At 70.1% G+C, this 12,275-nt stretch carries 8 protein-coding genes and 1 riboswitch; of the genes, 3 read left to right on the top strand and 5 right to left on the bottom strand.

Going from position 1 to position 12,275, the window contains the following annotated elements:
• Positions 1-8 precede the first annotated feature (8 nt).
• Positions 9-2,714, top strand: coding sequence for an ABC transporter transmembrane domain-containing protein (locus tag ACFE8Y_RS05010; protein WP_375463295.1), 2,706 nt, complete (start codon positions 9-11; stop codon positions 2,712-2,714).
• A 159-nt stretch (positions 2,715-2,873) separates the two neighbouring features.
• Positions 2,874-3,377, top strand: coding sequence for a DNA-binding protein (locus ACFE8Y_RS05005; RefSeq protein WP_375463294.1), 504 nt, complete (start codon positions 2,874-2,876; stop codon positions 3,375-3,377).
• Positions 3,378-3,386: 9 nt separating this feature from the next.
• Here the strand turns inward: ACFE8Y_RS05005 and ACFE8Y_RS05000 are convergent, their stop codons facing one another.
• From ACFE8Y_RS05000 to ACFE8Y_RS04985, 4 genes are all read right to left on the bottom strand, one after another.
• The gene (locus tag ACFE8Y_RS05000; protein ID WP_375463293.1) at positions 3,387-3,644 is read right to left on the bottom strand and encodes a hypothetical protein; all 258 of its coding nucleotides are present in this window, start codon (positions 3,642-3,644) and stop codon (positions 3,387-3,389) included.
• A gap of 285 nt (positions 3,645-3,929) precedes the next feature.
• The gene (locus ACFE8Y_RS04995) at positions 3,930-4,856 is read right to left on the bottom strand and encodes a 3-keto-5-aminohexanoate cleavage protein (RefSeq protein ID WP_375463292.1); all 927 of its coding nucleotides are present in this window, start codon (positions 4,854-4,856) and stop codon (positions 3,930-3,932) included.
• Positions 4,857-4,952: 96 nt separating this feature from the next.
• A complete protein-coding gene (locus ACFE8Y_RS04990; protein WP_375463291.1) occupies positions 4,953-6,425 on the bottom strand; it encodes a PepSY domain-containing protein in 1,473 nt (490 codons plus the stop codon).
• Between the two features lies 1 nt (position 6,426).
• Complete coding sequence (locus tag ACFE8Y_RS04985; RefSeq protein WP_375463290.1) at positions 6,427-8,625, bottom strand: TonB-dependent receptor; 2,199 nt, start codon at positions 8,623-8,625, stop codon at positions 6,427-6,429.
• Between the two features lie 295 nt (positions 8,626-8,920).
• Positions 8,921-9,116: riboswitch (cobalamin riboswitch) on the bottom strand.
• Between the two features lie 250 nt (positions 9,117-9,366).
• Between ACFE8Y_RS04985 and ACFE8Y_RS04980 the strand changes: the two genes are divergently transcribed.
• Positions 9,367-10,701, top strand: coding sequence for a dicarboxylate/amino acid:cation symporter (locus ACFE8Y_RS04980; RefSeq protein ID WP_375463289.1), 1,335 nt, complete (start codon positions 9,367-9,369; stop codon positions 10,699-10,701).
• A gap of 552 nt (positions 10,702-11,253) precedes the next feature.
• Here ACFE8Y_RS04980 and ACFE8Y_RS04975 read toward each other — a convergent pair.
• On the bottom strand, positions 11,254-12,275 hold a 1,022-nt coding region (locus tag ACFE8Y_RS04975; protein ID WP_375463288.1), incomplete at its 5' end, for a zinc-binding dehydrogenase.

The following is a 12,275-nucleotide window of genomic DNA, read 5'->3' as shown; positions in this document are numbered from 1 at the left end:
TACGGGCGATGCGCGATCTGGAGCCGAGGCTCTTCGGATACATCCGGCGGCATTCGAGGCGCGATCAGCTCGTGATCTGCGCCGTCGTGCTCGCATCCCTGCCGTTCTACTTCGCCTCCCTCGATCTGCCCAAGCGCATCGTCAACGACGCCATCACCGGCAAGGCGTTCCCTGAGGGCCGAGACACCACGCGCTTCCTCGACCTCACGATCCACTGGCCGCACTGGCTCGGCGGCGGCGAGGACGTGCTGTTTGCCGGCTTCCAGGTCGGGCGGACGGAGCTGCTGTTCGGCCTGTCGGGCCTGTTCCTCGCCCTCGTCCTGATCAACGGGGCGTTCAAGTTCTGGATCAACCTGAGCAAGGGCGTGCTCGGCGAGCGCATGCTGCGGCGGCTTCGCTTCGAGCTGTTCTCCCTGATGCTGCGCTTCACCCCCGAGGCGGTGCGCGAGGTGAAGTCGTCGGAGACGGCCACGATCATCCGCGACGAGGTCGAGCCGATCGGCGCGTTCATCGGCGACGCGTTCGTCGTGCCGGTCTTCCTCGGCACGCAGGCGGCCACCGCCCTGATCTTCATCCTGATGCAGAACCTGTGGCTGGGCGCGGCCGCGGGCGCGATCGTGCTGGTGCAGATCGTCGTCATCCCGCGCCTGCGCCGCGAGATCATCCGGCTCAGCCGCAGGCGCCAGATCGCCTCGCGCAGCTTCGCCGGCCGGGTCGCGGAGGTGCTCGACGGGTTGGAGACGGTCACCGTCAACGACACCGGGCGCTGGGAGCGGGCCGAGATCGGCGGGCGCCTGTTCAGCCTCTACGACCTGCGGATGCGGATCTACCGGCGCAAGTTCCTGGTGAAGTACCTCAACAACCTGCTCGCGCAGGTGACGCCGTTCCTGTTCTACGCGATCGGAGGCCTGTTCGCGCTCAGGGGCGAGCTCGACATCGGCCAGCTCGTGGCGGTGCTGGCCGCCTACCGCGACCTGCCGCCGCCCCTGAAGGAGCTGATCGACTGGGATCAGCAGCGCCTCGACGTCGAGGTGAAGTACGAGACGGTCGCCGCCCACTTCGCACCCCACCGCCTGAGGCCGTCCGAGCCGGCCGCGCCCGGCGCGGCAGCGGTCCTGGGCGGCCCGCTCGTGGCCGAGGGCGTCAGCCTGAAGGACCCTCACGGCGGGCCGCCGCTCGATCTCGGCGGCTTCGCGCTGCCGCTGCCCGCGCAGGTCGCCGTGCTGTCGCCCGGCACGGGCCTGTCGCGCGTCGTCGCGCGGCTCGTCGCCGGTCTGCAGGCGCCGCAGGGTGGGACCGTCCGGATCGGCGGCCACGACCTCGCGACGCTGCCGGGGGCGGCGCGGGCCCGGGCGATCGCCTATGCCGGCCCGGAGCCGGTGCTGTTTCCCGGCACGATCCGCGACAACCTGCTCTACGGGCTGCGTCGGCACGCCCTGCCGCCCAAGCGCGGGTCGGACGACAGGGTCGACCTGCGGCAGCGCGCCGAGGCGCTGCGGACCGGAAATCCCACCGAGACCACCGACGACCCGTGGATCGACTTCTCCGCGCTCGGCGTCGCCGATGCCGGCGGCCTCGATAGGGTGATGCTCGACCTGCTCGAACGGCTCGGAATGGGTGACGACCTCTACCGCTTCGGCCTGAGCGCCTTCAGCCTCGTCCGGCACGATTCCGAGGCGGGGGCCCGCGTGATCGCCGCCCGCCAGCACCTGCAGCAGCACTTCGCCGAGGCCGGGATGGCGGACCTCGTGATCCCGTTCGATCCGCAGCGCTACAACGATCAGGCGACGGTCGCCGAGAACCTGCTGTTCGGCGTTCCCCTGACTCCCGACCTGGAGGGACGCTGCCTTGCCCGCGAGCCGCGCTTCCGCGCCGCCCTCGACAAGCTGTTCCTCCTCGACGATCTCGCGAGGATGGGCATCGACATCGCCCGGAACCTCGTCGAGATCTTCCGGGACGTGCCCCCGGGCCATCCGCTGTTCCGGCGCTTCTCGTCGATCGCGCCCGACGAACTGCCCGAGTTCGAGCGGCGCCTGTCCGCCATCGCGCCCGACGGTGCGCTGCGGAGCGCGGACAACGAGGCCTTCCTTGCGCTCGCGCTCTCCTACGTGGAGCCGCGCCAGCGCCTCGGTCTCCTCGACGTGCCCTACCGGGCGCGCTTGGTCGCCGCCCGCTACGCGATCCGGGAGGCGCTGCGACGGCCGGACGGCGAGGACGTCGAGCCCTACGAACGGGGGCGGATCAATCGGCACAGCTCGGTTCTGGACAACCTGCTGTTCGGCCGGATCAACACGGCACGGATGCACGGCGAGGCGGAGATCCAGCGGCAGGTCCGCGCGGTGGTGCGGGAGTTCGACCTGGAGCGCGGCATCCGCCTGCGCGGCCTCGACCATCCGGTCGGCAACAGGGGCCGCCTGCTGACGCCGCGCCAGCAGGCGCTGGTCGATCTCGCCCGCGCCTGCCTGCGCCGGCCGGAAGTCCTGATCGTCGACGGCGCGATCGCGCATCTCGACGGCGGCGCGGCGACCCTGATCGCAGCGGCGGCACGCGCCACCGGTGGTGCCACCCTCATCGCCGTGGTCGGCAGCGAGGCCGAGGCGTCGGTGTTCCCGACGCGGCTCCGCGTCGCCGCGAGCGGCGCGGTGACGATCGAGGCGGCCGAGGGGGCGTCCGGCCGGCGGACCGGCGCGCCACCGATCCGCCTGTCGGCGTGAGGCGGCATTTTTCATCCCCCATCGCGAAGTTTTCGGCCCTCGTCTGCGATGTTGGAAACACATTCCTCATTGTTGTCTCGACAAGATGCCTGGAAACCGGCATGGAATACGGTACGCGTCCGCGCGTTCCTGTCCAATCACCAGAGAACCATACGCCGCATGTTGCGCAGCCGTGTGCGACGGTCCTTCACCGTCGAGATCAAATCCAAGACCCGCCATGTTCCGTCCTGGCCGGAAACGCAGGCCCCGTCGCCCGTGAACTGGGCCGCGCTCGATCCGTCCCCGGAGCCGCCCGAGACGCCTCCTGCCGAAGCCGCCGCCGGATTGCGGGAGATCGAGAAGCCGCGGCGCATCCTGCCGAGCCTGCTCGCCGCGGAGCCGGCGCCCGAGGTGCCCGAGCCCGCCGCGGAGCGCGAGCCGCCCCTGCCCCGCGTGCGTCGGGTCAAGCCACGGCGGCCGCTGTCCGAGCCGGCGCCGAGCGTCCCATCGTGGTCGCTCGCGGATTTCGACGACGCGGCGCCGGCACCGGAACCGGCCATCGCGCCGCCGGCCTCGGTCGCGCAGTCCGCGCCACCGGCGCGCAAGGTGCCCCTGCGGCGCACGTCCGCCGTGCTGCGGCCCGGCGAGCGCTGGAAGCGGCGCCTGCCGCGCTCCTGCTGGTAGGCGCTCCGGTCAGGCGGCGCGGCGCACGGCGTAGCGGTATCGGCGTCCGTCCGCATCCAGAAGCTCGCTGTCCGGGCCCTCGCGCCAGACCACGTGGTCGCCCGGCCGTGCGGCATCGGTCAGCACCGCCCCGCGGACGATGCTGAGCGCGAGGCCGAAGCCGTAATTGGTCGTCGTCGCCTCGGCGACGGCCTGCGCGACGTCGGCCTCGTCCGGCAGGCAGGCGAACAGGACGCCGTCGGCGATGGCGAGGGTGTAGGTTCCCATGTGCGCTCCCGCTGATCGAGGCGCCGGACCCTCGTTGCTTGCGGGCGCCGGGGAAAGGCCGCCCGGTGGGATGCTGCAATGCAGCAGGCAGATGGGCAGGGCCGACCGGTTCCGCGTTCGGTCCCCCTGCGCCCAGGCGGGACGCGTGGGCGGTGCGAGGTCTGACGCACCTCCGGGATCCGACCGGACAGGCAGTCGTGTGGATGGCGCGATCCCCGCGGCCGTCACCCGCCGCGATGGCAGCGGCATCCCGTGGAACTCGGCCGCCGGGAGCGGCGAGACGGCTCAGAATCCGACACGATCCCTGCCCTTCAGCGACAGCATCGCGCGGGCCTCGTCCGGCGTCGCGACCTCCAGGCCGAGCCCCTCGATGATCCGGCGGACTTGGCGCACCTGCTCGGCGTTCGAGGTCGCCAGCCGTCCCGGCCCACCCCACAGGCTGTCCTCCAGACCGACCCGGACGTTGCCGCCCATCGCTGCCGCGATTGCCGCGATATTCATCTGGTTGCGGCCGGCGCCCAGCACCGACCACCGATACTGATCCCCGAACAGCCGGTCGGCCGTGCGCCTCATGTGCATCACGTCGTCCGGGTGCGAGCCGATGCCGCCCTGGAGCCCGAACACCGTCTGGATGAACAGCGGCGCCTTCACCAGCCCGCGGTCGAAGAAGTATTTCAGGTTGTAGAGGTGGGCGGTGTCGTAGCACTCGAACTCGAAGCGGGTGCCGTTGGGCGCGCAGACGTTGAGGATGTGCTCGATCTGGCCGAACGTGTTGCGGAAGATGATGTCCTTGTTGGCCAGATACGTCCGCTCCCAGTCGTGCTTGAGGTCCTTGAACCGGTCGAGCATCCCGAACAGGCCGAAGTTCATCGAGCCGAGGTTGAGCGAGGCCACCTCCGGCGCGAAGGTCGCGGCCGGACGCACCCGCTCCTCGATCGACATGGTCGGCGCGCCGCCGGTGGTGAGGTTCACCACGCAGTCGGTGCGCTGCTTGATGATCGGCAAAAACTTGGCGAACGCTTCCGGTGACTGGTCCGGCTCGCCGGTCCCGGGGTTGCGGGCATGCAGGTGGACGATGGCCGCCCCGGCCTCCGCTGCGCCGACCGCCGCGTCGGCGATCTCCTCGGGCGTGACGGGGAGGTGCGGCGACATGCTCGGCGTGTGGATCGCCCCGGTGACGGCGCAGGTGATGATGACTTTTCGCGGTGCCATGGGCGCCTTCCTTGCGCGGCGATTTTCGGTGCGGGCCCGTGGCGGCCCCGTGGGTCGATCGTATCCGGGGCTGCGCGCACGGGCAAAGCGCGGGCGTCAGCCGGACGCGGGCGCCGGACGGGGACGCCGCAGCCGGCGCCAGCCGATCACCACGCCGGACCCGGCGATCACGGAGCCCGCCGCGAGAAGCAGGATCACGAAGGCGTCCCAGGCGGGGCGGTGGCGGACGAGGAGGCCGAGATCGAAGGTGTGAAGCAGGTTGAACGCCCAGCGGTTGATCCGGCCCGAGCGATCGAGCCGGTCCAGGATCTCGCCCGTTCGCGGATCGATGTGGAACCAGGTCGCGGCCGGATCGTCGAAGATCGCGCGCAGCACCGGCAGGGGTCGGTCCTGGTGGTGCGAATACCAGTACGCGTCCTCCTCCCGCAGGAGATCGGCGGCGAGCAGCGTCGCGTTGGGCAGGAGCCGGCGTGCGGCCTGCGCGAGGCGCGCCACGGGCAGGATGCCCTCCGTGCAGCAGACTCGCGCGCTGCCGTCGCGGCAGGTGATCGCGGCCAGCGGGCCGCCGTCGAGCCACGTGAACCGCACCTCCGCCGCATCGGCGCACGAGGCCGCGCGGACGGCGGCGAGGTCGAGGCCGGTGCGCGGGCCGGGCGCGGCGGCGTAGCGCTCCAGCATCGCCTGCGTCGGGGTGCGCGAGGAGAACCACTGGTTCGGGTTCACCGAGAGCCAGCCGCTGACGATGAAGCTCAGGAGCGCCAGCCCGCCGACCACGCCGCCGAGATGGTGCCATTTCGCCAAGGACCGATACGGCGTCGCCGCTCCGGACGGGTAGCGGCGCCGTGGACGCAGGCGCATCAGCCCGAGGATGAAGCCGGTGGCCGCCCCGAGGATGCACAGGCCGGAGACCCACAGCACCACGTCCCGCCACAGCGCCGCCTGCGCGCGCAGCGGCGTCAGGTAGATCCAGTGCGGCACCGCCCCGAACCAGTTCCAGATCCGCTCGTGCCGGGTGGTGTCGAGGGCGACCGCGCCGGTGACCTGCGAGACGTAGAGCTCGGTCCCGTCCGCGTCGCCGAGCGCGACCCGGTGGAACGGGCGGAGCGGGTCGTAGCGGGCGACGACCGACCACTGGTCGCGCGCGACCGTGTCGAGGACCTGCGGACGAACCGCGCGCGGGTCGTGGCCGGCGATGCCCAGTGCGCAATCCGGCGTCACCGCCGCGACGGCCCGCCCGTCGGCGGCCGAGACGGTGCGGCGCCCGCCGTCCCAGCCGGTGATCCGGTAGACGGGCTCAGCGTCGAGCATCGCGAGGCGCAGGTCGCGCGGGAAGCGGGCCTCCCCGGCGAGCACCGCCTCCGGCGGGATCGCCACCCTGTCCCAGACCAGAGGCGGCAGGGCGGCCCGGCGCTCCGGCTCAGTCAGCGTCGGAAAGGCCACGTACATCATCACCAGCCCGCTCGTGAGCCACGTCGCGAACAGCAGGCCGGTGACGATGCCGAGCCAGCGGTGGGCGAGGTGGAGCCAGCGCTTGCCTGCCTTGGCGAGGCGTCTTGCCGAGACCGGCACCTCAGAACGCCGTGCTGAAGACGACTTCGAACGCGCGCGGGCGCCCGAGCAGCCAGTTGGTGCCGACGCCGTCCACCGCGTTGCCGCTGATCGCATAGATCTTGTCGAACAGGTTGAAGACCCGCAACGACAGCCGTGAGGCCGGCGTCACCTGATGGTCGAGGCCGAGGTTGACCAGGCCGTAGGACGGGCGCCGGGCGAGGTTGCCGAAGTCGCTGTAGACCTCGCCGACGTACTGGAACCCGACCCGCGCCTCCCAAGTCGGCGCGAAGGCGTAGTTGACCCAGGCGTTGGCCACGCGCTCGGGCACGTCGATCGGCTGGCGCCCGGCATAGGAGATCACGGCGCCGTTCACGGTCTGGTCGAAGGTGTCGTACTGCGCGTGCAGCAGGGCGAGGTTGGCATCGACCCGCCAGAGCGGCGTCACCTGGAACGACAGCGCTGCCTCGACGCCGACCGAGGATTGCCGCCCGACCTGCGTCGCCACGGTCGGCTGGCCCGGCACGTTCGAGATCAGGTTGTCCTTGACGATGCGGTAGCCGGCCAAGGTCCACTCGCCCTTGCCGTCGAGGAACACGCCCTTGGCGCCGACCTCGACCTGCTCGCCGGTGGTGAGCTTGAAGCCGGCCAGCGACTGCGACAGGGTGATGAGGCTGTTCACCGGGTCGGTCGCGGTGGCGTACTGCGCGTAGAGTGCCGTCTCCGGCGTTGGGTTGAACATCAGCCCGAAGCGGTAGCCGAGCCCCTGGAAGCTCTTCTCGAACCGGTTGCCGGTGACGAGATCCTCGCGTTGGAGAGTGGGAGCGTCGTAGCGAACGCCCGTCAGCAGCGAGAGTTGATCGGTCAGGATCAGGCGGTCCTCGGCGAAGACCGAGGCTTGGTTGGTCTGCGTCGCGTAGGCGGGCCGCGCTCGGCCGTTCACCGGGAACAGGCCGGGATCGTAGTTGGTCAGCGGCACGCTCGTGGTCTGGTCGAAATAGAAGTTGTTGGTGTGGCGGAAATCGATGTGGTTGACGTCGAAGCCCGCCAGGAATTCGTTGCGGAATCCGAACAGGCTGCCGCGGAAGGCGGCGTCGAAGCGGTTCCCGACCTGCTCCTGCTGATGGTAGATCTCCAGGTAGTCGCCGCGGTCGACCAGCCCCGTGCCGCGGTTGAAGCTGTACTGCTCCACGTCGAGCCAGTGGCGCCGGCTCTGGAGGCGGTAGGCGGTGTTGCGCACGGTGATGTCGGCGGTGGGCGTCCACTCGGTCTTGAACTGCGTCCAGTTGTCGGCCCAGGTGATCTTGGCGTCGCGGACGTTGTAGTTGTTGAACCGGATCGAATCCGGGATGCGCCCGTTCACGAGCGGCGTGCCCCAGTAGCGGGCCGGCTCCTGGTAGCCGAGGTCGTGGCTCACGGTGAAGGCCAGATCCGGCGTCGCCTGGAGCAGGATCGCGCCCGAGACCGCGAGGTTGCGGAAGTCGCCCTCCGGGCTGATCCAGCCGCCGGCGCGGTTGCCGCTGATGTTGAGGCGGTAGGCCACGGCGTCGCCGATCGGGCCGCCGGAATCGAGCGCGAGCCGCGCGATGCCGTCGGTGCCGAGCCCCCCGCGCACCACGTTGATCGGCGTGAAGGTCGGCTTCTTGGGCACCACGTTGATGACGCCGCCGATCGCCCCGTCGCCGTAGAGCACCGAGGCCGGCCCGCGCAGCACCTCGATGCGCTCGACGTTCCAGGTGTCGAACGGGAACGTCACGGTGTTGGCGCCGACATACATCCGCGTGCCGTCGTAGAGCTGCTGGATCGAGTTCGGGCCGGCAAAGCCGCGGGATGTGAAGGCGCCGTTGCCGTTGCCCGGAGACGCGATGGTGGTGATGCCGGTGGCGTTCTGCGTCACCGCGTCGGCGATCGTGTCCTGGCCGCGCAGGCGCGCGGTGTCGCCGGAGATGATGTCGATGCTGCCGGGCGTCTCCAGCGGCGTCAGCCCGAGGCGGCTCGCGCCGCGGTCGGGGGTGTTGAGGTTCAACCCCGTCGGCGCGGCTCGCGTCAGGCCGACGCCGTTGCCCTCGACCGACAGGGTATCGAGGAGGACGCTGGATGGCGGCTCTCCCGTGGCGACCGCCGTCTGAGCGCGGGCGCCGGCGGCGCCGAGCCCTGCTGCGGCGAGGAGGAGCGTGCGAAGGGCCGCGCGGCGGTCGCGCGGTCTGTGGAGGAGGCGCATGATGGGTCGGCTTCGGCTGTTTCGACGCGGCAGCACGGCCTCGACGACCCAAGCCCTATCGTGACTGTAACAATGTTACAATCCGTCGGGCCACCGGACGCGGACCGGCCGTCGGCGCGCGGCGGCCGATGGCCTCCGCGGATGCGGGCGGCCGGTGCGCTCGGGGCGGGATGGGGCATCGATTCGGACGTGCGGACGCGGGTGTGGCACGTCACCGCGAACGAGGCCGCCCCGCATGGCCCGGCGGGCGCACGCGTCTCGACACCCGCCGGAGCACCCCGCCCGACGCGTTTCGCGTGTGACCACGACTGACGGCAGGTCTCCTGGCTCGCGGGTCGCTGCCCCTCATCGTCTTCCCAGGTGCCAAGCACCCAGTGACGTGTTGATGGAGGGCTCGCCGCTTACAGTTGCGGGGGCAGCCGCGGCATCGGACGAATCCTCACCGCGTTCCCTTTTGATCCCCGAAGGGAACCGTCGCGTCCACTTGGGCGATGGCGCGCGGGAGAGTCAACACGAGGCAACACATCCGCGTAGGCTGTGCTTTAGCGGTGACAATCGGACCTCGGTCCGAAGCATTCCGTCGTGCGATAGGCTCTTCATCGATCGGTTGCGCCGGCACGGGCGCGTTCGATCCTTCAGCAGGGTCGAAGGCTGGCATTTGCGTTGCTTAGCCAGCTTTTGCGGCCTCGTACGGCGGATCATCCGACCTGGGGCGATGGCGCCGCGCCCCAGGATCAGCCGATGTCCACGATCGCCGCCGTCGTTCCCCCACCCGCCCCGGCGGTGCGCGCGCCGCTCTACAAGTCGCTCTTCGTGCAGGTGGTCGTGGCGCTTCTGCTCGGCATCGTGCTCGGCATGGCGGCGCCCGACTTCGCGGTCGGCCTGAAGGTCTTCTCCGACGCCTTCCTGAAGCTGATCTCGATGATCGTCGCGCCGATCGTGTTCTGCGTCGTCGTGCACGGCATCGCGGGCGCGGGCGACCTGAAGAAGGTCGGGCGCGTCGGCGTCAAGGCGCTGATCTACTTCGAGGTGATGACCACGATCGCGCTCGCCCTCGGAATCATCCTCGCCTACCTCGTCGGGCCGGGCCACGGGATGAACATCAACCCGGCCAACCTCGACGCCAAGGCGCTCTCGACCTACGCCGACAACGCGCACAAGCTCCAGGGCGGCGGCTTCTCGTCCTTCCTGATGAACATCATCCCCACCACCTCGTTCGACGCGCTCGCCCGCAACGACGTGCTCCAGGTGCTGTTCTTCGCGATCCTGTTCGGCGTCAGCCTCGCGATGTTCGGCGGCGAGAAGGGCAAGACGGTCACCGACCTGATCGACGCGGTCTCGGGCGTGCTGTTCAAGGCGATGGGGCTGATCGTGCGCGTCGCGCCGCTCGGCGTGCTCGGCGCGGTGGCCTACACGGTCGGCCGCTACGGCGTCGGCTCGCTGACGCAACTCCTGTCGCTCGTGGCCCTGTACTACGTGGCGCTCGCCGTGTTCGTGCTGGCGGTCCTCGGGGGCGTGATGCGGCTGGCCGGCATCGGCATCTTCAAGTTCCTGGCCTACCTGCGCGAGGAACTGACCATCGTGCTCGCCACCGCCTCGTCGGACGCGGTGCTGCCGCAGATCATGCGCAAGTTGGAGCGCCTCGGCATCAAGCCCTCGGTGGTCGGCCTCGTGGTGCCGACCGGCTACTCGTTCAACCTCGACGCCTTCTCGATCTACCTGACGCTCGCCGTGGTGTTCATCGCCCAGGCGACCAACACGCCCCTGTCGCTGGGCGACCTGCTCCTCGTGCTCGGCGTCTCCCTCGTGACTTCGAAAGGCGCGCACGGGGTGCCGGGCTCGGCCATCGTGATCCTGGCCGCGACCTTGAACGCGGTGCCGTCGATCCCGGCGATCGGCCTCGTGCTGGTGCTCTCGGTCGACTGGTTCATCGGCATGGCCCGCGCGCTCGGGAACCTCATCGGCAACTGCGTCGCCACCGTGGTGATCGCCGCCTGGGAGGGCGACCTGGACCGCGACCAGGCCGCGCGCGTCCTGGACGGCCACGAGCGGGTCGACGTGCTCGCCGGCGGCTGAGGCTCATCTCACCGAAACCAGAGGCGATCGGGACGATTCCGGTAAGGACGCGAGTCCTTCTCCCATAGGCCTACGGCATTCACACATCGCTCCGCGCGATCCGGGACGAACGCGGGTCCCCTCTCCCGTTCGGGAGAGGGACAGGGTGAGGGCTGAGAACTGTCCGGAGAAGTCACGCCCCTCACCCCAACCCTCTCCCATCCAAGCCGAGCCTACCCGACTTGGACATCCGCATTGCACGTCTCGGGCAAGCCCGAGCTGTGTGGGGAGAGGGGGCCGCCCGGCGCTTCGCCCGATCCACGCAGCACCGGTCTCAAGATGTGTGAAGCCGCAAGCCCACGGGGCGAGGGACGGGGCGAGAGGCGTGACCTCTCCAGATAGGTCTCGTCCCTCGCCTCAACCCTCTCCAGCACGGGAGGAGAGGCTTGTTGCGCTACGTACGTGTCGCCCTCATTTTCTTCGCAGCGCGGCGCGTGAGCGGCGCGCGGGAAGCAGGGTACCTCACGCGGACTTCCAAGCCCCCAGTGGTTGCGAGGCACGAGGTCTCGACGCTCAGTTGGGGTGGAACACCACCTTCACGCAGCCGTCCTGCTTCTTCTTGAAGGCGTCGTAGAGGGCCGGCCCGTCGGCGAGGTCCGTGGAGCGGTGGGTGATCATCGATGTCATGTCGAACTTGCCCTCCTGGATCAGCTTGGTCAGCGTCTCGAGGTAGCGCTTCACGTGGGTCTGGCCGCTCTTGAGCGTGAGGCCCTTCTGCACGATCGAGCCCATGTTGATCGGCACCGGGCCGCCGTAGACGCCGGGGACCGAGACGATGCCGCAGGGCCGCACCGCCTTGATCGCCTCGGCCAGCACGTAGGGCCGCTCCGTCGAGGTCAGCTTCTCCTGGATGGTGCTGAGCACGCCCGTGAGGCCGTGGCCGGACGTGGCCTCCATGCCGACGCAGTCGATGACGCCGTCGGCGCCCTTGCCCCGGCTGATCTCCTTGATGCGCTCGAACACGTCCTCCTCGGCGAAGTCGATGATGTCGGTCGCGCCCGCCTTGCGGGCCAGCGCGATGCGCTCGGGCACCGTCTCGATGGCGATGATGCGCTCGGCGCCCATGATCTTGGCTGACTGGATCGCGAACAGGCCGACGGGGCCCGCGCCCCAGATCGCGATGATCTCGCCGCCCCGGATCTCGCAATGCTCCGCGCCCTGCCAGCCGGTGGGCAGGATGTCGGTGAGGAACAGGACCGACTCGTCGTCCATGCCGTCCGGCACCTTCATCGGGGCGACGTCGGCCATCGGCACGCGCACGTACTCGGCCTGGCCCCCGGCATAGCCGCCGGTGAGGTGCGAGTAGCCGAACAGCCCGGCGGTGGTGTAGCCGAACTGCGCGGCGGCCATCTCGGCGTTGCGGTTCGAGCGCTCGCAGACCGACCAGTTGCCGAGCTTGCACTGGCGGCATTCACCGCAGTTGATGTTGAACGGCACGACCACCCGGTCGCCCTTTCGGAACTTGGTGAAGCCCTGGCCCACCTCGACGACCTCGCCCATGAACTCGTGGCCGAGCACGTCGCCCGCCTCCATCG

Source organism: uncultured Methylobacterium sp., assembly GCF_964242245.1.
Classification (GTDB): domain Bacteria; phylum Pseudomonadota; class Alphaproteobacteria; order Rhizobiales; family Beijerinckiaceae; genus Methylobacterium.
The sequence above is the reverse complement of the archived record's forward strand: the minus strand, read 5'-3'. Positions and strand labels throughout refer to the sequence as shown.

Bases quoted from the DNA above. Each gene is read 5' to 3' on its own strand.
- ACFE8Y_RS04980 (WP_375463289.1), top strand. From the start codon at position 9,367: ATGTCCACGATCGCCGCCGTCGTTCCCCCACCCGCCCCGGCGGTGCGC.
- ACFE8Y_RS05005 (WP_375463294.1), top strand. From the start codon at position 2,874: ATGTTGCGCAGCCGTGTGCGACGGTCCTTCACCGTCGAGATCAAATCC.
- ACFE8Y_RS04995 (WP_375463292.1), bottom strand. From the start codon at position 4,856: ATGGCACCGCGAAAAGTCATCATCACCTGCGCCGTCACCGGGGCGATC.
- ACFE8Y_RS05010 (WP_375463295.1), top strand. From the start codon at position 9: ATGCGCGATCTGGAGCCGAGGCTCTTCGGATACATCCGGCGGCATTCG.
- ACFE8Y_RS05000 (WP_375463293.1), bottom strand. From the start codon at position 3,644: ATGGGAACCTACACCCTCGCCATCGCCGACGGCGTCCTGTTCGCCTGC.
- ACFE8Y_RS04985 (WP_375463290.1), bottom strand. From the start codon at position 8,625: ATGCGCCTCCTCCACAGACCGCGCGACCGCCGCGCGGCCCTTCGCACG.